This window comes from Streptacidiphilus carbonis, assembly GCF_000787775.1.
Lineage (GTDB): Bacteria > Actinomycetota > Actinomycetes > Streptomycetales > Streptomycetaceae > Streptacidiphilus > Streptacidiphilus carbonis.
Genome location: NZ_BBPM01000011.1, coordinates 46,553 through 66,278, shown reverse-complemented (window position 1 = coordinate 66,278; position 19,726 = coordinate 46,553). Strand labels below are relative to the sequence as shown.

At 72.6% G+C, this 19,726-nt stretch carries 14 protein-coding genes; 8 read left to right on the top strand and 6 right to left on the bottom strand.

The features are described 5' to 3' along the window. Positions 1 to 3: 3 nt before the first annotated feature. A complete protein-coding gene (gene metH / locus TR46_RS11050; protein WP_042397720.1) occupies positions 4 to 3,498 on the bottom strand; it encodes a methionine synthase in 3,495 nt (1,164 codons plus the stop codon). A 397-nt stretch (positions 3,499 to 3,895) separates the two neighbouring features. Here metH and TR46_RS11045 point away from each other — a divergent pair, with 397 nt between their 5' ends. From TR46_RS11045 to TR46_RS11025, 5 genes are all read left to right on the top strand, one after another. Further along, on the top strand, positions 3,896 to 4,855 hold the full coding sequence (locus TR46_RS11045; RefSeq protein ID WP_084718278.1) for a glycoside hydrolase family 18 protein: 960 nt from the start codon (positions 3,896 to 3,898) through the stop codon (positions 4,853 to 4,855). A gap of 258 nt (positions 4,856 to 5,113) precedes the next feature. Next, positions 5,114 to 5,980, top strand: coding sequence for a PAC2 family protein (locus TR46_RS11040; RefSeq protein ID WP_042397714.1), 867 nt, complete (start codon positions 5,114 to 5,116; stop codon positions 5,978 to 5,980). Positions 5,981 to 6,262: 282 nt separating this feature from the next. Beyond that, positions 6,263 to 6,766, top strand: coding sequence for a DUF6643 family protein (locus tag TR46_RS11035; RefSeq protein ID WP_042397712.1), 504 nt, complete (start codon positions 6,263 to 6,265; stop codon positions 6,764 to 6,766). Between the two features lie 87 nt (positions 6,767 to 6,853). After that, on the top strand, positions 6,854 to 7,705 hold the full coding sequence (locus TR46_RS11030; RefSeq protein ID WP_042397709.1) for an MOSC domain-containing protein: 852 nt from the start codon (positions 6,854 to 6,856) through the stop codon (positions 7,703 to 7,705). A gap of 78 nt (positions 7,706 to 7,783) precedes the next feature. After that, positions 7,784 to 10,240: a right-handed parallel beta-helix repeat-containing protein gene (locus TR46_RS11025; protein WP_042397706.1), complete on the top strand. Its 2,457-nt coding sequence runs from the start codon at positions 7,784 to 7,786 to the stop codon at positions 10,238 to 10,240. On the opposite strand, the gene TR46_RS11020 is transcribed toward TR46_RS11025, so the two are convergent. Then, positions 10,203 to 12,590 carry a hypothetical protein gene (locus TR46_RS11020; protein WP_236655297.1) on the bottom strand — a complete coding sequence of 796 codons (2,388 nt, stop codon included), beginning with the start codon at positions 12,588 to 12,590 and terminating at the stop codon, positions 10,203 to 10,205. The two genes, TR46_RS11025 and TR46_RS11020, sit on opposite strands and share 38 nt — an antisense overlap. 139 nt (positions 12,591 to 12,729) lie before the next feature. Here TR46_RS11020 and TR46_RS11015 point away from each other — a divergent pair, with 139 nt between their 5' ends. Together TR46_RS11015 and TR46_RS11010 are read left to right on the top strand one after the other, a co-directional pair. Next, positions 12,730 to 13,563, top strand: coding sequence for a DeoR/GlpR family DNA-binding transcription regulator (locus TR46_RS11015; protein WP_042397702.1), 834 nt, complete (start codon positions 12,730 to 12,732; stop codon positions 13,561 to 13,563). Between the two features lie 60 nt (positions 13,564 to 13,623). Then, positions 13,624 to 14,127 carry an SRPBCC family protein gene (locus TR46_RS11010; RefSeq protein WP_042397700.1) on the top strand — a complete coding sequence of 168 codons (504 nt, stop codon included), beginning with the start codon at positions 13,624 to 13,626 and terminating at the stop codon, positions 14,125 to 14,127. 134 nt (positions 14,128 to 14,261) lie between these two features. On the opposite strand, the gene TR46_RS11005 is transcribed toward TR46_RS11010, so the two are convergent. Next, positions 14,262 to 15,359: a PLP-dependent cysteine synthase family protein gene (locus TR46_RS11005; RefSeq protein WP_152626409.1), complete on the bottom strand. Its 1,098-nt coding sequence runs from the start codon at positions 15,357 to 15,359 to the stop codon at positions 14,262 to 14,264. A 308-nt stretch (positions 15,360 to 15,667) separates the two neighbouring features. On the opposite strand from TR46_RS11005, the gene TR46_RS11000 reads away from it, so the two are divergent. Next, positions 15,668 to 16,195: an ATP-binding protein gene (locus tag TR46_RS11000; RefSeq protein WP_052432706.1), complete on the top strand. Its 528-nt coding sequence runs from the start codon at positions 15,668 to 15,670 to the stop codon at positions 16,193 to 16,195. Between the two features lie 14 nt (positions 16,196 to 16,209). On the opposite strand, the gene TR46_RS10995 is transcribed toward TR46_RS11000, so the two are convergent. The 3 genes from TR46_RS10995 to TR46_RS42215 form a co-directional block, all read right to left on the bottom strand. Beyond that, the gene (locus TR46_RS10995) at positions 16,210 to 18,765 is read right to left on the bottom strand and encodes an ABC transporter permease (RefSeq protein ID WP_042397694.1); all 2,556 of its coding nucleotides are present in this window, start codon (positions 18,763 to 18,765) and stop codon (positions 16,210 to 16,212) included. Continuing rightward, entirely contained in the window at positions 18,762 to 19,520 is a 759-nt protein-coding gene (locus tag TR46_RS10990; RefSeq protein ID WP_042397690.1) for an ABC transporter ATP-binding protein, read from the bottom strand. The genes TR46_RS10995 and TR46_RS10990 overlap by 4 nt, the downstream gene beginning before the upstream one ends. After that, positions 19,517 to 19,726 (bottom strand): hypothetical protein (locus TR46_RS42215; protein WP_042397687.1); only part of this gene is annotated, 210 nt, incomplete at its 5' end. The genes TR46_RS42215 and TR46_RS10990, both read right to left, overlap by 4 nt.

Here is a 19,726-nt window from a genome sequence, read left to right as displayed (position 1 = left end):
CCACTATCGCGCGTTGAAGTACTTCGCCTCCGGGTGGTGGATCACGATGGCGTCGGTGGACTGCTCCGGGTGGAGCTGGAACTCCTCGGAGAGCTCCACGCCGATCCGCTCCGGACGGAGCAGGTCGGCGATCTTGGCGCGGTCCTCCAGCTCGGGGCAGGCCCCGTAGCCGAGCGAGAAGCGCGCGCCGCGGTACTTCAGCGCGAACATGTCCCGCATCTCCTTGGGGTCCTCGCCGGAGTAGCCCAGCTCGGCCCGGACCCGGGCGTGCCAGTACTCGGCCAGCGCCTCGGCCAGCTGGACGGACAGGCCGTGCAGCTCCAGGTAGTCCCGGTAGGAGTCGCCGGCGAACAGCTCGTTGGCGGCCTCGGAGATCCGGCTGCCCATGGTCACCACCTGGAAGGCGACCACGTCCTTCTCGCCCGAGGCCTCGGGGCGGAAGAAGTCCGCCAGGCACAGCCGGCGGCCCCGGCGCTGGCGCGGGAAGCTGAAGCGGGTGCGCTCCTTGCCGTCCTCGCCCAGCACGACCAGGTCGTTGTCCTGGGAGACCGCCGGGTAGTAGCCGTAGACCACCGCGGCCTCCAGCAGGCCCTCGGTCTGCAGCCGGTCCATCCACATCCGCAGCCGCGGACGCCCTTCGGTCTCCACCAGCTCCTCGTAGGAGGGGCCGCCGGAGCGGGCGGCCTTCAGCCCCCACTGGCCCTTGAACAGGGCGTCCTCGTCCAGCCAGGAGGCGTAGTCGTTGAACCCGATGCCCTTGACGATCCGGTCACCCCAGAACGGCGGCACCGGCACCGGGTTGTCCAGCGCCACGTCCGAGCGCTCGGTGGACTCCTCCGGCTCCTCCACCTCGACCTTGGCGTGCCGGCGCTGCTTGAGCTCGGGCAGGACGGCGCCGGGGACCCCGCGCTTGACGCCGATCAGGGCGTCCATCAGCCGCAGGCCCTCGAAGGCGTCCCGGGCGTAGCGGACCTCGCCCTGGTAGATCTCGTGCAGGTCCTGCTCGACGTAGGCGCGGGTCAGGGCCGCTCCGCCGAGGATGACCGGGAAGTCGCCGGCCATACCGCGCTGGTTGAGCTCCTGCAGGTTCTCCTTCATGATCACTGTGGACTTCACCAGCAGGCCGGACATCCCGATCACGTCCGCGCGGTGCTCCTGCGCGGCCTCCAGGATGGTGGACACCGGCTGCTTGATGCCCAGATTGACCACGGTGTAGCCGTTGTTGGTCAGGATGATGTCGACCAGGTTCTTACCGATGTCGTGGACGTCGCCCTTGACGGTGGCCAGCACGATCGTGCCCTTGCCCTCGTCGTCGGACTTCTCCATGTGCGGCTCCAGGTAGGCCACCGCGCCCTTCATCACCTCGGCGGACTGCAGCACGAACGGCAGCTGCATCTGGCCGGAGCCGAACAGCTCGCCGACCGTCTTCATGCCCTCCAGCAGCACCGAGTTGACGATGTCCAGCGCCGGCATCACGCCCAGCGCCTCGTCCAGGTCGGCCTCCAGGCCCTTGCGCTCGCCGTCCACGATCCGCCGCTGCAGCCGCTCCTCCAGCGGCAGCGCCGCCAGCTCCTCGGCCTTGCCGGCCCGCACCGAGGCCGCGCTGACGCCCTCGAACAGCTCCAGGAAGCGCTGCAACGGGTCGTAGGCCGGGCTGTCCGGGGTCTCCGGCCGGCGGCGGTCGTACACCAGGTCCAGGGCGACCTCGCGCTGCTCCTCCGGGATCCGCGCCATCGGCAGGATCTTGGCTGCGTGCACGATCGCCGAGTCCAGGCCCGCCTCCACGCACTCGTTCAGGAACACCGAGTTGAGCACCATCCGGGCGGCCGGGTTGAGGCCGAAGGAGATGTTCGACAGGCCAAGGGTCGTCTGCACGGCCGGGTGACGGCGCTTCAGTTCGCGGATGGCCTCGATGGTCTCGATGCCGTCGCGGCGCGACTCCTCCTGCCCGGTGCCCAGGGTGAAGGCCAGGCAGTCGACCAGGATCGACGACTCGTCGATGCCGAACCGCCGCCCCAGGTCCTCGATCAGCCGCTCGGCGACCGCGACCTTGGTCTCGGCGGTGCGGGCCTGGCCCTGCTCGTCGATGGTCAGGGCGATCAGCGCGGCCCCGTACTCCTGGGCCAGCGCGGCGGTGCGCCCGTAGCGGGAGTCGTCGCCGTCGCCGTCCTCGAAGTTCACCGAGTTCAGCACCGCACGCCCGCCGAGCCGCTGCAGCCCGGCCTCCAGCACCTGCGGCTCGGTGGAGTCCAGCACGATCGGCAGGGTGGAGGCGGTGGCCAGCAGCCCGGCCAGCTTCTTCATGTCCTCGACGCCGTCGCGGCCGACGTAGTCCACGCACAGGTCCAGCAGGTGGGCGCCCTCGCGGATCTGCTCCCGGGCGATCTCCACGCAGGCCTGCCAGTCGCCGGCGAGCATCGACTCGCGGAACTTCTTCGACCCGTTGGCGTTGGTGCGCTCGCCGATCGCCAGGTACGAGGTGTCCTGACGGAACGGCACCGACTGGTACAGCGACGCGGCGGCCGCCTCCGGACGCGGCGCCCGCTGGGCGATCTCGCGCCCGCGCACCCGCTCCACCACCTGCCGCAGGTGCTCCGGGGTGGTGCCGCAGCACCCGCCGACCAGACCCAGGCCGTACTCACGGGTGAACACCTCGTGCGCGTCCGCCAGCTCGGCCGGCGACAGCGGATAGTGCGCACCGTCCTTGGTCAGCACCGGCAGCCCCGCGTTCGGCATCGCCGACAGGCCCACCTTGGCGTTCTTGGAGAGGTACCGGAGGTGCTCGCTCATCTCGGCCGGCCCGGTGGCGCAGTTCAAGCCGACCAGGTCGACGCCCAGCGGCTCCAGCGCCGTCAGTGCCGCACCGATCTCCGAGCCCAGCAGCATCGTCCCGGTGGTCTCCACCGTCACCTGCACGATCACCGGCAGGTCCACCCCGGCCTCCAGCAGTGCGGCCTTCGCCCCCAGCGTGGCCGCCTTGGTCTGCAGCAGGTCCTGGCTGGTCTCCACCAGCAGCGCGTCCACGCCGCCCGCGATCAGCCCGGCGGCGTTCAGCCGGAAGCCCTCGCGGACCTCCTCGTAGGAGATGTGCCCCAGCGTCGGCAGCTTGGTCCCGGGCCCCATCGACCCGAGCACCCAGCGGGGGCGGTCCTCGGTCGCGAAACCGTCCGCGACCTCGCGGGCCAGCCGCGCGCCGGCCTGCGACAGCTCGAAGATCCGCTCAGGGATGTCGTACTCCCCCAGCGCCGACAAGTTCGCACCGAAGGTGTTGGTCTCCACGCAGTCCACGCCCACCGAGAAGTAGGCCTCGTGCACGGACTTGACGATGTCGGGCCGGGTGACGTTGAGGACCTCGTTGCACCCCTCGAGCCCCTGGAAGTCCTCCAGCGTCGGATCCTGCGCCTGGAGCATGGTGCCCATCGCTCCGTCGGCCACCACCACCCGGGAGGCGAGCGCGGCCCGCAGGTCGTCTGCGCGGGACTGCTGGGGAATGGTCATCGTTCTACTCCCTGGGGTGCGACGGCTGTCGACTCGCGCGGGTTACTCCGGCCTCCCGGGGAGCGACCCCCCGTACCCCCGCAAACCCCCGCTCGGCGGGCGTGGGACGGGCAGGCACTCCGGTGCACCGGAGCAATGCGCGGGGCCAGCATAATCCGTCGGGGTGCCGAACCCCGGGAGTTATCCGCCCACCGGACACCGCGGGGAGGTTTCCTCCGGCTTCGCCCGGCGGTGTCCGCGCGTCTCACCCCCCGCCCTCCGGGGGTTGCGCAGGGTCGCGCCGGGGTATGCGGGTGACTTCCCCGGAATATCGGAGCACGGCGCGTCGTCCGGAACCGTAAGAGGCGGGGATGAGTCCGATCTTGATATGTGGATAAGGGTGTGGGCCCTCCGAACTGTGACGATCGCGCTGCTCACCGTGGTCGGGATGGTGCTCGGGGCGGCCGGGGGTCTCTGGATCAACGATCTGGGGACGCCGAGCGCGGACGCCAGGACCCGGCAGGGGGATGCCGTGTGGCTGGGCCACGCCTGGGTCGACGGCCGCAAAGGACCCGCCGACGTGGACGCACTGGTCAAGCAGATCGGCGCCGGTGTGCACGACCTGTTCGTGCACACCGGGCCGCTGCGCGACGACGGCACCCTGGATCCGGCGCTCTACCCCAAGGCGTCCTGGCTGGTCACGGAGCTGCACCAGGCCGACCCCGGGATCCGGGTGCAGGCCTGGCTGGGCGATGTGGTCGACTCCGAGGGCCCAGGTCTCGACCTGTCCCGCACCGACCGGATCATCGGCTCGTTCCGCCAGGCCCTGGACGCGGGCTTCGACGGCATCCACATCGACTTCGAACCGGTGCACTCGGGCGACCGGGACTTCCTGACCGTCCTGGAGCAGGCCCATCTGCTCACCACCGAGCGGGACGCGGTGCTCTCGGTCTCGGTCCCGCAGATCGAACCCGTGCCCGGGATCCACCTGGTCGGCGCGGTCCTGACCGGCCACCCCAAATGGTGGACGTCCGGCTACCTGTCCGACGTCGCCGACCGGGTGGACCAGGTCGCGGTGATGGCCTACGACTCCGGGCTGCCGCTGCGGAGCCTGTTCAGCGGCTACATCCAGCAGCAGACCCGGCTGGCGCTGCAGTCGGTCCCCAACTCCGTCGACCTGCTGATCGGGCTCCCGGCCTACCACGACGACAACGCCGTCCACCACGCCTCCGCCGAGACCGTCGCCGCGGCGATCCGCGGCGTGCGGCTGGCGGACCACGGGCGGCTGAAGTTCGGCGTGGCGATGTACGCGGACTTCGCGGCCACCGCCTCGGACTGGGCCGCCTACTACCGCGGCTGGGTCGATCCGCAGCCCTGACCCGGCCCGGGGCCGCCGTCGACCCGGCCGGACCGCGCCACCGGAAGATCGCGTCGCCGCCCGAACCGGAGGTTACACGCCGTAGGCTGGGGCACCTATCAAGACGTGTGCTCGGGCTCTTCGCGTAGTGGCCACCCGCCTCACGCCCGCCACCTGCGGCCGACCCAAGGGTGGTGGAGCGCGGGGGTCCGGGGGCCGCTCCCCGAGGAGCCGGAGCAGGAGCCCGCCGTGCAACGGCGTCTGTGGAGGGAGGCCCTGATGATCGAGCTCGAGGACATGCCCGAGCTGATCGACCCGGTCATGGTGGCCGCGTTCGAGGGCTGGAACGATGCCGGCGACGCCGCGTCATCGGCGGTGGCGCACCTGGACGAGATCTGGGAAGGGAAGGTGTTCGCCGCGCTGGACGCGGAGGACTACTACGACTTCCAGGTGAACCGTCCGACGGTGTGGATGGACGAGGGGGTGCGCCGGATCACCTGGCCCACCACCCGGCTCTCGGTGGTCCGGGTGACCGAGCCGAAGACCCGGGACATCGTGCTGATCCGCGGGATCGAGCCGAGCATGCGGTGGCGGTCGTTCTGCCAGGAACTGCTGGGCTTCGCCCATGAACTGGGCGTGGAGATGATGGTGATCCTGGGCGCGCTGCTCGGCGACACCCCGCACACCCGACCGGTGCCGGTCAGCGGGGTCACCTCGGACGCCGAACTGGCGCAGAGCCTGGACCTGGAGGAGAGCAAGTACGAGGGGCCGACCGGGATCGTCGGGGTGCTCCAGGAGGCCTGCGCGCACGCCGGGATCCCGGCGGTGACGTTCTGGGCCGCGGTGCCGCACTATGTCGCTCAGCCGCCCAACCCCAAGGCCACGCTCGCGCTGCTGAACAAGGTCGAGGACCTGCTGGACCTGCGGATCCCGCTGGGCGAGCTGCCGGACGACTCCAGGGCCTGGCAGCTGGGGGTGGACCAGTTGGCCGCCGAGGACAGCGAAGTCGCTGAGTACGTGCAGCAGTTGGAGGAGGCCAAGGACACCGCCGAGCTGCCGGAGGCGTCCGGCGACGCCATCGCGCGGGAGTTCGAGCGCTATCTGAAGCGACGGGACAACCAGCCGCCGCGGCACCCCGGGGAGTGAAACCGAGGGGGCGCCCCGAAGGAGTGACGGTCACGCTTCGCGCCCACCGGATCGGGTGAAGACGGGGCGGATCGGTCGTTCGATGGGCCAAACGGTCGACGGAACGGGCGTTCGGTTAACGTTCCGTGAAGATCTCGCACGAGCTGGTCGCGGAGTGATGGTGGGATCTGACCTTTTTTCATACTTTCGACCGGCTAGGCGCTCTGAAGCGGAGGAAGGCCGTGGAAATCCCTCCCGTGACACTCTCCTCAGCAGGCACATTGTGGGCTTACCGTATGCGTCATGACCTCCCCTCGCGCCTACGACGGAGTCGGTTACTACGCTCCGTCCTTCGCTTCGGACACGCCGATCTACGACAGCCTCGTCGCTGAGCGTGGTGTCCCGCAGATCGCCCCGATCAACGTGCCCGCGGCGCTGCCGCCGGCCTACGACACCGGCTTCCGCTACGAGCCGGCCCAGCAGCCGATGCCGACGCCGCGGCTCGCCCTGGGCCCCGGGCCGAGCAGCCCCAGCTACGGCCAGCAGCAGTACGCGCAGCCGCAGTACGCCGCGCAGCCGCTGGCCCCGCAGCCCTTCGCGCCGCAGCGGTTCGTTCCCCAGCAGGGCATCCCGCAGCAGGGCGCGCCGCAGCAGCAGCGCTACCCGCAGCAGGCCGTGCCGCAGCAGCGGTACCCGGAGCAGTACGGCGCGCAGCCGCAGCGGCCGGTGGCCCCGGTCGCCCCGCTGCGGCCGGTTCAGTACCAGGAGCAGTACCCGCAGCAGCGGGGCGGCTTCCAGGGGTTCTGACCGTCCGGGGGGACGTGCAGGTCATGGGGCCGGTCAGCCGTGGGCTGACCGGCCTTCTCCCATGGTCGGACCACATATGGTTGGACCATGCGTGTGACCGATCTTCGGATCCATCCGGTGAAGTCCCTTGCCCCAGTGCCGCTCCGGGAGGTGGAGATCGAGCCCTGGGGCCCCGCCGGGGACCGGCGCTGGATGGTGGTCGACGCGAACGGGAGGATGGTCTCGCAGCGTGAGGACCCCAGGCTGGGGCAGCTCACCGCGACCCTGCCGGAGCCCGGTGTGCTGGAGCTGGCGGCGGACGGGCTGGTGCTGCGGGTGCCCGAGCCCGGGAAGGCGCCGGGCGAGGCGGCGCTGGTGCCGGTGACACTGTTCGGGACCGGCTTCGAACTGGTCGACGCCGGGGAGGCGGCGGCCTCCTGGCTGCGCAAGGTGCTGGGCCGGGAACTGCGGCTGGTGCACCAGGACCGCCCGGAGCGCAGGCCGCTGGAGGTGGTCACCAGCCTGGCGGACGGGTATCCGCTGCTGGTCACCAGCACCGCCTCGCTGGCCGACCTGAACCGGCTGATCGCGCTGGACCATCCGGACGACCCGGTCAGGGGCGCGCCGGTGCCGATCACCCGGTTCCGCAGCAACGTCGTGGTGGACGGGGCGCGGCCGTGGGCGGAGACCGGCTGGCGCCGGATCCGGGTGGGCGAGGCGGAGTTCGAGGTGGTGCAGCAGTGCGGGCGCTGTGTGATGACCACGCTGGACCCGGCCACCGGTGAGCGGCGCGGCCCGGAGCCGTTGCGGGCGCTGGGGCGGCACCGGAAGTTCGGGCCGACGCTGGGCTTCGGCATGCAGCTGGCCCCGGTGCGGACCGGGACGGTCCGGGTGGGCGACGAGGTGGTGGTGCTCGCCGAGGGACCGCTGCCGGAGCCCGAGAGACCGATCGCCGTCTGAGTCGTTGAGAGGGGAGAGGGGCGCAGCGGGGTGCCGGAGCAAGTAGCGTGGTCGGGGCGAGGGGGGCGGCGAATCACCATGGGAGCAGGCGTGGTTAGGGTGACGCTCGACGGGGCTTCCCGGTGGCGGAGACGCTCCGGGGAGTACTCGACGATGTCCGAGGCCCTGGCGGCCGCCGAGGCCGGTGACACGGTGACCATAGGGCCCGGGGTGTTCCGGGAGAACGTCGTCGTCGAGAAGAAGCTGACGGTGCGGTCGGCCGAGGGTCCGGGCTCGGTGCGGTTCGAGCCGCCGACCGGGACCGCGCTCACCCTGCTGGCCCCCGCCTCGGTGCAGGGCCTGGTGCTGGAGGGCCAGGACGGCTCGGCCCCGGCCGTACTGGTGGGCGGCGACGCCGAGCTGACGGACTGTCGGGTGGCGACCCGGTCCTCGGTGGGCATCGAGGTGTACGGGGGCGCCCGGCCCACGGTGCGGCGGGTCACCGTCGACAACCCGGGCGGTCTGGGCGTCCGGGTCGCCGACGGGTCGGTGGCGCTGCTGGAGGAGTGCGAGGTGGTCGCGGCCGGCCAGGCCGGTGTGGTGGTGCGGACCGGGGCGAGCGCCCGGCTGGAGCGCTGCCGGGTGCACCATGCGGCCGGGGCCGGGCTGGTGCTCACCGGCGAGGGCAGCACCGTGGACGCGGTGGCCTGCGAGTTCTACGAGATCAACGGCAACGGGGTGCAGGCCGAGGACCGGGCGGTCGGGCGGCTGGCCGACTGCGCGGTGCACCGGGTCACCGACAACGCGCTGATGCTGGACAGCGAGGCCCGGCTGGAGCTGGCGGACTGCCGGATCCACGAGGTGCCGGAGAACGGCGCCGACCTGCGCGGCCGGGCGACGCTGCTGCTGGAGCGGACCACGCTGCGCTCCTTCGGCCGCAACGGCCTGTCGGTGTGGGACCCGGGGACCTCGGTGCGGGCGGTGGGCTGCGAGGTCCGCGACAGCACCGGCGACTACCCGGCGGTCTGGGTCAGCGACGGTGCCCAGGTCTCGCTGACCGACTGCCGGGTGCACGACGTCCCGGACGCCCTGTTCGTGCTGGACCGCGGCTCGGCCGCCGAGGTGGTGGAGTGCTCGTTCACCCAGGTGCGCAACACCGCGGTCTCGGTCCGGGACGGCGCCACGGTGCGGCTGGACCAGCTGCGGGTGCAGGACGCCAACACCGGGCTGTGGTTCCGCGACCACGGCAGCGGCGGGCTGCTGACGGGCTGTGAGATCGCCGACGTGACCACCGGGGTGATCGCCACCCGGGGGGCGGACCCGGTGCTGCGCACCTGCTCGGTGCGCGGCAGCAGCGAGGCGGCGGTCTATGTCTCGGCCGGCGGCCGCGGCACCTTCGAGGAGTGCACCGCCACTCATGGCAAGGGCTTCGGATTCCATGTCATCGACGGCTGCGCGACGGTGCTGACCCGGTGCCGGGCCGAGCAGAACGCCCGCGGCGGCTTCGAGTTCCCCGAGCCGGGGCCGATCGCCGAGGGCTGTGTGTCCGACGACGCCAAGGCCCCCGCGGCCGAGCCGGTCCGCGCCGTCTCCACCGCGTCGGCCTGGGAGGCGGCGGTGCCGCTGGTCCCGAGCGCGCGCAGCGGGTCCCCGGCGGAACCGGCGCCCCGGGTCGACTCGCAGCCGATCGGGCCGCTGCCGGAGTGCCGCCCCGCCGAGGTGGCGCTGGCCGAACTGGACTCGCTGATCGGGCTGGACACCGTGAAGCAGGAGGTCCGCACCCTGATCGACCTGATCTCGGTGGGACGGCGGCGGCAGCAGGCCGGGCTGAAGGCCCCCTCGCTGCGCCGGCACCTGGTGTTCACCGGCTCCCCCGGCACCGGCAAGACCACGGTGGCCCGGCTCTACGGGGAGATCCTGGCCTCGCTGGGGGTGCTGCAGCGCGGCCATCTGGTCGAGGTGGCCCGGCTGGACCTGGTCGGCGAGCACGTCGGCTCGACCGCGCTGCGCACCTCCGAGGTGTTCCAGCGGTCGCTGGGGGGGGTGCTGTTCATCGACGAGGCCTACGCGCTGGCGCCCGAGGACGGCGGCCGGGACTTCGGCCGGGAGGCCATCGACACCCTGGTGAAGCTGATGGAGGACCACCGCGACGAGGTGGTGGTGATCGTGGCCGGCTACACCGCCGAGATGGAGCGCTTCCTGGCGTCCAACCCCGGTGTGGCGTCCCGCTTCTCACGCACCGTGACCTTCGCCGACTACTCGGCGGCGGAGCTGCTGGAGATCACCCGGCGGCAGGCCACCGAGCACGAGTACCAACTCTCCGAGGAGACCGCGCAGGCGCTGCTGGAGCACTACGCGCTGCTGCCCAAGGGTCCCTCCTTCGGCAATGGCCGTACCGCCCGCCAGGTGTTCGAAACCATGGTGGAGCGGCATGCGGTGCGGCTGGCGCAGGTCGCCGAGCTGACCACCGAGCAGCTGCAGCTGCTGCTGCCGGAGGACCTGCCCGGCACCGCGGCGGTCACAACCGGGTCAGCAGGGCGTCGCGTTCCTGGGTGAACCGGGGGTCGGCGCGGTAGTCGGAGTGGGCGTTGATCGGCACCGGCAGTGGATGCCGCTGGTCCCGGTCGAAAACCAGCGGGTCCACGAACGGGGGCGCGTCCACCGGGTGCTCGCCCTCGGGGACGGCCACCCGGACCGGTCCGCCGATCGGGTCGGTGATCCGGAACAGGTTGCGCCAGTAGGCCGCGTCGGCGTGCAGCCGGGACAGGTCCTCGGGACCCATGAAGGCCGGGAAGAACCGGCTGTAGAGGCGGTGCAGCGGGCAGCCGTAGGTGAGCAGGGCGACCCGGGCGCGGGTGGCCCGGTCCAGCTGCCAGACCGCGGCGGCGGCCAGCACGGTGCCCTGGGAGTGGCCGGAGAGCACCAGCCTCCGCGCGGGGTCGTCGTCCAGCCAGGTGCGGATCCGCCAGTCCAGGTCGGGGACGGCGCGCTCGGCGTAGCAGGGGGGCGCGAAGGGGTGGGCCGCACGCGGCCAGAAGGTGCCGATGTCCCAGAACACCCCCACCGTGCGCCGGGTGGAGATCTGCTTGTAGGCGGCTCGGCCGAGACCCACCAGCATCAGCACGAACGCGCCGACCAGCCAGCCGCCGACGGACTGCAGCGTGGTCGCGGCGTAGGAGACCACGGTGGGGTCCCCGTGGGCGGCCAGCGAGGGCGTCCGCCCGGTGGCCAGGGCCCCGGCCACGGAGGCGGCGGCGAGGGCGAAGGCCAGCACGGCCAGAGCGCCGATCAGCACCGGTCCGGCGTCGGTGAGCCGAGCCCTGGCCAGCACCCCGGCGATCTGGGCGGTCCTGGTGGCCGCGGGATCCCCCTCGATGTCGTAGGCGGCGTTCACCGGGGCTTTGAGGGCCGACTTCTGACGCATCATCCGCACCGCCAGGGCGACCGGCAGCGGCAGCAGCAGCGCCGCGAGCAGCGGCACCCCGCTGCTGTGCCAGACCAGCAGCAGCGGCGGCCCGGGCACGGTGACGCCGAGGGTGCCCCTGCCCATCAGCCACTGGGCCGCCCAGACAGTGGCGCCGGCGGTGAGCAGGTTACCGAGGCCGGTCCCCAGCATCGCGGTGGCCGGCCCGGCGTAGCCGCGCAGCGCCGGGCCGTCGGGCCCGCCGAAGCGCAGGTCGCCGTCCGGCACCGGCCGGAACGGGCCCGGCACGGTGATCGCGTCCTGCTCCCCCGGCAGCTGTGCGGGCTGCACGGCAGGCTGCTTCCGGCGGAGCAGGAAGACGGCCAGGACGAGCACCAGTACCAGCGCCAACTGGACCAGGCACAGCACCGCGAACAGCCCGGCCGCGCCGGGGAGCCGTCCGGCCGAGTGCCAGCCCCGGCGGGCCCAGCCGGCGTAGAGCACGGTCAGCCCGAGCAGTGCCAGCGAGGCCCAGTGCAGCGCGCGCATGGCCAGGGTGTCCGGGCGGTCGTCCTGCTCGGTCTCCCGGCGGCTGCTGGTGACCAGGGCCGAGACCACCCCGCAGGTGAGCCCGGCCAGCAGGGCCAGCAGGATCCACCCGGGGACGGCCAGCGGTCCGCCGCTCGACCGGTCGTAGCCCAGCGCCGGCAGCAGCAGCGCCAGCACCGCGGTCAGCAGCCCCGCGGCGACATGGGTCATCCGCAGCCGGCGGACCACCCGCATGCCGTACCAGAAGCCGGGCATCTCCATCGGCGCCAGGTCCCCGCGGCTGCCGTCGGCGGCCGGGCGCTGGGACTCGTAACTGGTCCAGGTGAGGTGCGAGAGCCACCACAGCACCGCCACCAGCGCCGCCGGGACCGCGGTCGCCAGCGCCAGCCGGCGGCCGGGCTCGCTCCACCAGCCGCCGTGGGCGGCGGAGAGGAACCCGAGCCAGCTGTGGTGCGCCGCGCAGGCGGCAGTGCCCGCGCACTGCCAGGCCGTCAGGTCCAGTGCGGTCTCGCAGGCGGCGGCGGTGAGCAGCACGGTGAGGCTGACGGCGGAGATGCGGACGGCCATGTCGTAGAGGCCCTGGGCGCGGGCGGCGCGCGGGGCCGGCGGCCGCATCCAGTGGGCCAGGTTGGCGAACATGAAGGGGAGCAGCAGCAGCCACAGCGCGCGCATGGCGCTGCCCGAGGTGAGTCCGGCCCAGGAGTAGGCCTCCTCGACGGCCCCGCCCCGGTAGCGGTCCGGCTCGGCCTCGGCGTCCCGGTCGGCCCAGCGGCGGTAGGTACCGGCCACGGTGTCGCCGGTCAGCTGCACCAGGTGCGGGTCGGTCAGCATGGCCTCGGGCGTGGTCCCGCCGACCCCGTGGACCAGCAGTTCCATGGCGATGGCCGGCTCCCCCGGCGCGGCCGGGCGCCGCTGCGGTGGCAGTGCCTGTGCCTGCTGTGCCCGGTCCGCCATGGCCGCCCCCGATGGGTATGTGTTTCGGCTGCTGGGAAGCATCTCGCCAAGTGTGCTTCCCGCGCGGACGGATGCGCATGCCTTCGCCGCGGACGGCGTGCGAGGATAGCCGGATCAGCGGAGCGGTGAAGGGGCACGGGTGGCCGAGAACAGCAATCTCCTGGCGGAGCAGCGGCGCGCGCTCATCCTGGACGAGGTGCGGCGGCGTGGCGGGGTGCGGGTCAATGAACTGACCCGGCGGCTGAACGTCTCGGACATGACGGTGCGTCGGGACCTGGACGCGCTGGCCCGCCAGGGCGTGGTGGAGAAGGTGCACGGCGGCGCGGTGCCGGTGCTGGAGGCCAGCACCCATGAGCCGGGCTTCGAGGCCAAGTCGGCCCTGGAGCTCACCGCCAAGGAGGACATCGCCAGGGAGGCCGCCCGGCTGGTGGTCCCGGGCAGCGCCATCGCCCTGTCCGGCGGGACCACGACCTTCGCGCTGGCGCACCATCTGCTCCAGGTCGAGGGCCTGACCGTGGTGACCAACTCGGTCCGGGTCGCCGATGTGTTCGAGAACGCACTGCGGCACGGGGCGGCTCCGGCCACCGCCGCGACCGTGGTGCTGACCGGCGGGGTGCGCACCCCCTCCGACTCGCTGGTGGGTCCGATCGCCGACCGGGCGATCCGCTCGCTCCACTTCGACCTGCTGTTCCTGGGCAGTCACGGCATCTCGCTGGAGGCCGGCCTGTCCACCCCCAACCTGGCCGAGGCCGAGACCAACCGCAGCTTCGTCGCCTCGGCGCGGCGGGTGGTCGCCGTCGCGGACCACACCAAATGGGGCACCGTGGGGCTGTCCACCTTCGCCTCCCTGGCCGACGTGGACACCCTGGTCACCGACGTCGGCCTGCCGCTGGAGATCCGCTCGGCGGTGTCCGAGCAGGTGCGCGAGGTGATCGTGGCCGGCGACCTTGAGCTGGACTCCCCAGCCGACTGACCCTTTTGACGGTCCGTCACTTAGACTGCTGCCCTCATTACCCGAGTGGCGGGGGGAACGGTGGCGAAGCGACTGCGGCCGGTGACGGAGGAGTTCCTGGCGGAGGCGCCGGTCCGGCTGGTGACCGCGGCGACGCTGCGGGCCAAGCCCGAGGCGGTGTTCGCGGAGCTCACCGACGACGCCTCGACCCTGCCGCTGTGGTTCCGCGAGGTCCGTTCCGCCGCGTACACGGGCCCGCCCCCGTACGGCGTCGGCGCGGGGCGCGCGGTGTCGCTGCGCGGCGGGACGCACTTCGTGGAGAGCGTGATCGTCTGGGAGCGGCCGGGCCGGTTCGCCTACCGGGTGGAGGAGACCGGTCTCCCGGGGGTCCGGGCCTGGATCGAGGAGTGGCTGCTCACCCCCGCCGCGGACGGCGGCACGGAGCTGCGGTTCACCATCGCCCTGGACGCGGCGGCACCGGTTCGCGGGGCCGTCGCACTGGCCCGGCCAGGGGTGCGCCGCGCCGTACGGCGAGCGGCGGGGCGGCTGGATGCACGGGCCTACGGGGTGCCTGCAGGATCCTGACTGCGGACCGCAAGTGGTTGGTCGCGCAGTCCCCCGCGCCCCTGAAAGGGCAACGTGCTCACAGTGGGTCGGCTGCAGCCCCGTAGGGGCGCGGGGAACCGCGCGACCAGCCGTGCACCGTCCGCACCCGACCGCTACCCCTTCCACACCCCCGTCGCCAGGAAGCTGTCCAACGCCGCCTGACAAGGACGGATGTCGATCCCCTGGGCGGCCAGCCAGTCGTCCGAGTAGTACTTGTCCAGGTACCGGTCGCCGGGGTCGCAGATCAACCCCACCACGCTGCCGCGCTCCCCCGCGGCCAGCATCTCCGACACGATCTTGAACGCGCTCCAGAGCCCGGTCCCGGTGGACCCCCCGGGCTTGCGGCCCATGACCGCGTCCAGCATCCGGACCGAGGCGATCGACGCGGCGTCGGGGACCTTCATCATCCGGTCGATCGCGCCGGGGACGAAGCTGGGCTCCATCCTGGGGCGGCCGATGCCCTCGATCCTGGACCCCTTCTCGCAGGTCACCGAGGGGTCACCGGACACCCAGCCGTCGAAGAAACAGGAGTTCTCCGGATCGGCGACGCAGATCCTGGTGTCGGCCTGGGTGTAGTGCACATAGCGGGCCAGGGTGGCCGAGGTGCCGCCGGTGCCGGCGGTGGCCACGATCCAGGCCGGGACCGGGTACCGCTCCAACCGCAGCTGGGCGTAGATCGATTCGGCGATGTTGTTGTTGCCGCGCCAGTCGGTCGCCCGCTCCGCATAGGTGAACTGGTCCATGTAGTGGCCGCCGGACTCCTCGGCGAGCCGCGCGGACACCTCGTACAGCGTGCGGGTGTCGTCGACCAGGTGGCAGTTGCCGCCCTGGGCCTCGATCAGGCTGATCTTCTCGCAACTGGTGGTGCGCGGCATGACCGCGATGAACGGCACCCCGATCAGCTTGGCGAAGTACGCCTCGGAGACCGCCGTGGAGCCGCTGGAGGCCTCCACCACCGGGCGCCCCGGCCGGATCCAGCCGTTGCAGAGCGCGTAGAGGAACAGCGAGCGGGCCAGCCGGTGCTTGAGGCTGCCGGTGGGGTGGGTGGATTCGTCCTTGAGGTACAGGTCGATCCCCCACTCCTCGGGGAGCGGGAACCGCAGCAGATGGGTGTCGGCCGACCGGTTGGCGTCGGCCTGCACCTTGCGCACGGCCTCCTTCAGCCAGGCCCGGTATTCGGCGTCGCTGCGGTCCACATCCACGGTCTTCATTCGAACTGCTTTCTTTTCGGAATTCCCCGCGCAACAGGCGCTCCCGCGCATCGTAGCCATGCGGCCATTCCCGATTTTTCTTGGAATATGCCATACGGCGGAGCATGTTCCGCAACGCACCGTGTCCAGGCAGTTACGCTGCGACCCACAAGCGTGCAGCATGGACCCGAGCTCGCCCGCGCGTTGCGAATACCCCCGAACAGGGTGATTCTGGACATGTCTCGGAATGTAGCCACGTGGTGACTCTGCGCGGTTGTCTCATCGGGCGTGGAGTCGGTCTCCAGCGAAGCAGGAGGAATCGACGCGTGATGGAGTCTGACAAGCAGTACGAACTGAGGCTCACAGCGGAACCCCAGCGCCTCGCGGTTGTCCGCAGGATCGTCTCGGCGCATCTGCGCCACTGGAAAATGGCGGAAGCCGTTGACCTCTGCCTGCTGGGTGTCACCGAACTGCTCGCGAACGTCCACCGGCATGTCGGTCCCGGCGCGGAATGCACGCTGAGGCTGACCGGAGGCGCGGACGGGCTGCTGCGTTGCGAGGTCCACGACCGGAGCACGTCACTCCCCCGGCTGCTGGCCCCTGACGACGAGGAGATCAACGGCCGCGGGCTGGCCCTGGTCGCCGCGCTGAGCGCGGACTGGGGCGCGCAGGTCGAGGAGGACGGCAAGGTCGTCTGGTTCGCCCTGAAGACCGTCCCCCAGCCCGCCGAGCCGCCGGCTCCCGCACCCCTGCGGCTGCCGCCGCTGCGGGTGGCCTGGACCGGGCCGGCCCCGGCTCCCGGCTCCAAGGAGAGCGGGAGGCAGCGGGGCCGGGAACCGGTGCGGGTGCGGGTCTGAGCCCTGAGGGCTCCTCACGGGGCCGCGATGGCCCGCAGCACCTCCAGTCGGGCCGCCCGGCGTGCCGGGCGGACCGCTGCGAGGGCGCCCGCCAGCATCCCCACCGCCAGCACCACGACCAGCTGCGGTACCGGCAGTGCGAAGGAGCCGGTGCGGGTGGAGTCGGTCGCGCGGACCAGGGCCCAGCCCAGGAACGCGCCCAGGCCCAGGCCGCCGACCGTGCCGAACACGGCCACCAGCACCGACTCCCAGCGCACCATGGACCGCAGCTGCGCCCTGGTCTGGCCGACCCCGCGCAGCAGGCCCAGCTCGCGGGTGCGCTCGTGCATGGCCAGCGTCAGCGTGTTGGCGATGCCCATCAGTGCGATCAGCACCGCCAGCGCCAGCAGGGCGTAGACCACCGAGAGCATCATGTCGATGCCCGCCGCGGCGCTGGTGGCGAACTGCGCCCGGTCCTGGACCGTCGGTCCGCCGAACCCGGCCACGGCCTGCTCGACGGCGGTCCTTCCGGCGGCGAGCGGGACGCCCTGCTTCAGGCTGACCGCGACCAGGGTGTCCGAGTCCTGGGTGCGGTGCGGCGCCCAGGTCTGCGGGGTGACCAGGTAGTCGCCGACCACCCCGGCGTCGGTGTAGACGGCGTCCAGGGTCAGCGACTGGTGGCTGCCGTCGGCGTAGGCGACCGGCAGCGCCTGGCCGACGGTCCAGCCGTACCGGTCGGCGACGGCCCGGGAGACCGCGATGCCGTCCGCGCCGAGGCCGGCCACCGCGCCCTGGGTCGCGCCCAGCGTGACCGTGCCGGTCAGCGCCTTCGGATCGGTGACGTCCAGCTTGACCGCATGGCCGTCGACCGCGGCGACGCCGCTGCCCAGCGCGACCACGTTGCGCACCTGCGGCAGCGCGGCCACGGCCGGGGCGATCCGCGGGCTGAGCCCGCTGCCGCCGGCGCCGAAGCTCGGCGCCGAGATCGCCAGGTCGCCGGCGAAGGAGCGGTTGACCGTGTCGTCCAGGCTCTGCTTGATCGACGCGCCGAACACCGTGAACAGGCTGACCACCGCCACGCCGACCATCAGCGCGGTCGCGGTGGCCGCGGTGCGGCGCGGGTTGCGGGCGGCGTTCCTGGCGGCCAGGGCCCCGCTGACACCGCGCAGCCGCGGCAGTGGCGCGCCGAGGACCCGTACCGCCAGCGAGGCGGCGGCGGGGCCGAGCACGATCATGGCGGCCAGGGCCAGCACCGAGCCGACCGCGGTCAGCGCCACGGACGGGCCGCGGGTCGCCCCGAGGACGGTCAGCGCCGCGGCGGCCAGGCCGGCCACCGCGCCCAGCACGGTGCGGATCCGGCTGCCGCCGACCGCCTCGACGGCGGTCTCCCGCATCGCGGCGACCGGCGCGGTGCGTCCGGCCCGGATCGCGGGCAGCAGCGCCGAGGCGATCGCCACGACCGTGCCGACCAGCACCGGGACCAGAACGGCGGAGGTGGTGACCACCATGCCGCCGGTGGGCAGGTCCATCCCGATCGCGGAGAACAGCCCCTTCAGCCCGGTGGCCACCCCGATCCCGCCCAGCAGCCCGGCCAGCGACGCGGTCAGGCCGACCGCGACCGCCTCGGCGAGGGTGGCGCCCAGGATCTGCCGACGGGCCGCGCCGAGCGCCCTGAGCAGGGCGTTCTCCCGGGTGCGCTGGGCCACCACGATGGCGAAGGTGTTGTGGATGGTGAAGGTCGCCACCAGCAGCGCGATCCCGGCGAAGACCAGCAGCACGGTGGTGAAGACGCTCAGGAAGCCCGAGGACACGTTGGTGGTGTCCTCCTGGGCGGCCTGGGCGCCGGTGACCGCCTCGTCCTGGGCCGGCAGCACCGTGTCGATGGTGCGGACCAGCTGCTCCTGGCTGGTGCCGGGAGCGGCCTTGACCAGCAGGGTGCTGACCTCTCCGGCCCTGGGCAGCAGATAGCGCTGGGCGTCGGCCAGGGTGAGCCCGGTGAAGGTGCTGGGGCCCATGCCGTCGGCGCTGCCGAAGGCGGCGATGCCGACGATGGTGACCCTGACCGGGTCCGGGGCGCGCAGCACGGTGGTGTCGCCGACCTTGAGCCCGCCGGACCTGGCCGCGCCGCGGTTGATCACCGCTTCGCCGGGCGCGCTCGGAGCGCGCCCCTGGACCAGGTGGTACGGGTTGAGGGCGGGGTCGGTGACCCAGTTCCCGGCCGTGGTGGGCGGCCCCTTGCCGCCGATCGGCTTGCCGTCGGCGCCGACCAGCTGCCCGGCCCCGGAGACGGAGGGCGCGACGGCGGCCACTCCGGGCAGCACCGCCACGCGCTGGTCCAGCGAGGCGGTGATCGGGGCGCGGACCCCGGCCGGACCGGCGTCCGCCTTGATCGAACCGGCGCCTCGGACCACCGCGTCGGTGCCCGCGTAGGCATTGGCGAACAGGGTGCCGAAGTTGGACTTCAGGGTGTCGCCGAGCACCATCGTCCCGGCCAGGAAGGAGACGCCGAGCACCACCGCGAGGAAGGTGCCGAGCAGTCGCCGCTTGTGCGCCCGCAGGCCGCGCAGTCCCAGGTGCAGAGTGGCTCTCATCGCGCCGCGCTCCCCACCGGTGGTCTGTCGAAGGCCTTCATCCGCTCCAGCACCAGAGCCGCGGTGGGCGCGGACATGGTGTCCACCAGGCGTCCGTCGGCGAGGAACAGCACCTCGTCGGCGTGGCCCGCGGCCACCGGGTCATGGGTGACCATCACCACCGAGCGGCCCAGCTCCTGACTGGCCGTCCGGAGCAGGCCGAGCACCTCGGCGCCGCTGCGGGAGTCCAGGTTGCCGGTGGGCTCGTCCGCGAACACCACCTCGGGCCGGGCCACCAGCGCCCGGGCCACCGCGACCCGCTGCTGCTGGCCGCCGGAGAGCTCGGACGGGCGGTGCCGCAGCCGGTCGCCGAGGCCGACGACGTCGACCAGCGAGTCGATCCATTCGCGGTCGGCCTCGCGCTCCCTGCCGCCGCGGCCGGCGAGGTCCAGCGGCAGGGTGATGTTCTCCAGCACGGTCAGCGTCGGCACCAGGTTGAACGCCTGGAAGACGAAACCGACGCTCGCACGCCGCAGCAGGGTCAGCTGACGGTCGTTCAGGGTGCTGAGATCCCGGCCGCCGATCCAGGCCGACCCCGCGGTCAGCGTGTCCAGGCCCGCGGCGCAGTGCATCAGCGTCGACTTGCCGGACCCGGACGGGCCCATCACCGCGGTGAAGCGCCCGGCCGGGAACTCGACACTGACATGGTCCAGCGCGCGTACCTGGGTGGCCGCGATGCCGTAGATCTTGACGGCGTCCTCCACCCGCGCGCTCATCGCCGGTCGTCCTCGGGCTCGGCCGGGGGCTTCGGCGAGGACGCCGGCTTCCGCAGCGGGTCCGCCATCGGACCGGACGTGGGCAGCTCCACCGTGAGCAGGTCATAGCGCTCGCGGTACTCGAACTCGTCGATCTGGCCCTCGGCGTAGCGGCGGTTCAGGGTGTCGATCGGCGAGGGCGCCGGGGCCTGCCGCGGGCCGAACCC

Bases quoted from the DNA above. Each gene is read 5' to 3' on its own strand.
- metH (WP_042397720.1), bottom strand. From the start codon at position 3,498: ATGACCATTCCCCAGCAGTCCCGCGCAGACGACCTGCGGGCCGCGCTC.
- TR46_RS11040 (WP_042397714.1), top strand. From the start codon at position 5,114: ATGATCGAGCTCGAGGACATGCCCGAGCTGATCGACCCGGTCATGGTG.
- TR46_RS10990 (WP_042397690.1), bottom strand. From the start codon at position 19,520: ATGAGCGCGCGGGTGGAGGACGCCGTCAAGATCTACGGCATCGCGGCC.
- TR46_RS10995 (WP_042397694.1), bottom strand. From the start codon at position 18,765: ATGAGAGCCACTCTGCACCTGGGACTGCGCGGCCTGCGGGCGCACAAG.
- TR46_RS11025 (WP_042397706.1), top strand. From the start codon at position 7,784: ATGGGAGCAGGCGTGGTTAGGGTGACGCTCGACGGGGCTTCCCGGTGG.
- TR46_RS11035 (WP_042397712.1), top strand. From the start codon at position 6,263: ATGACCTCCCCTCGCGCCTACGACGGAGTCGGTTACTACGCTCCGTCC.
- TR46_RS11030 (WP_042397709.1), top strand. From the start codon at position 6,854: ATGCGTGTGACCGATCTTCGGATCCATCCGGTGAAGTCCCTTGCCCCA.
- TR46_RS11020 (WP_236655297.1), bottom strand. From the start codon at position 12,590: ATGGCGGACCGGGCACAGCAGGCACAGGCACTGCCACCGCAGCGGCGC.
- TR46_RS11005 (WP_152626409.1), bottom strand. From the start codon at position 15,359: ATGAAGACCGTGGATGTGGACCGCAGCGACGCCGAATACCGGGCCTGG.
- TR46_RS11000 (WP_052432706.1), top strand. From the start codon at position 15,668: ATGGAGTCTGACAAGCAGTACGAACTGAGGCTCACAGCGGAACCCCAG.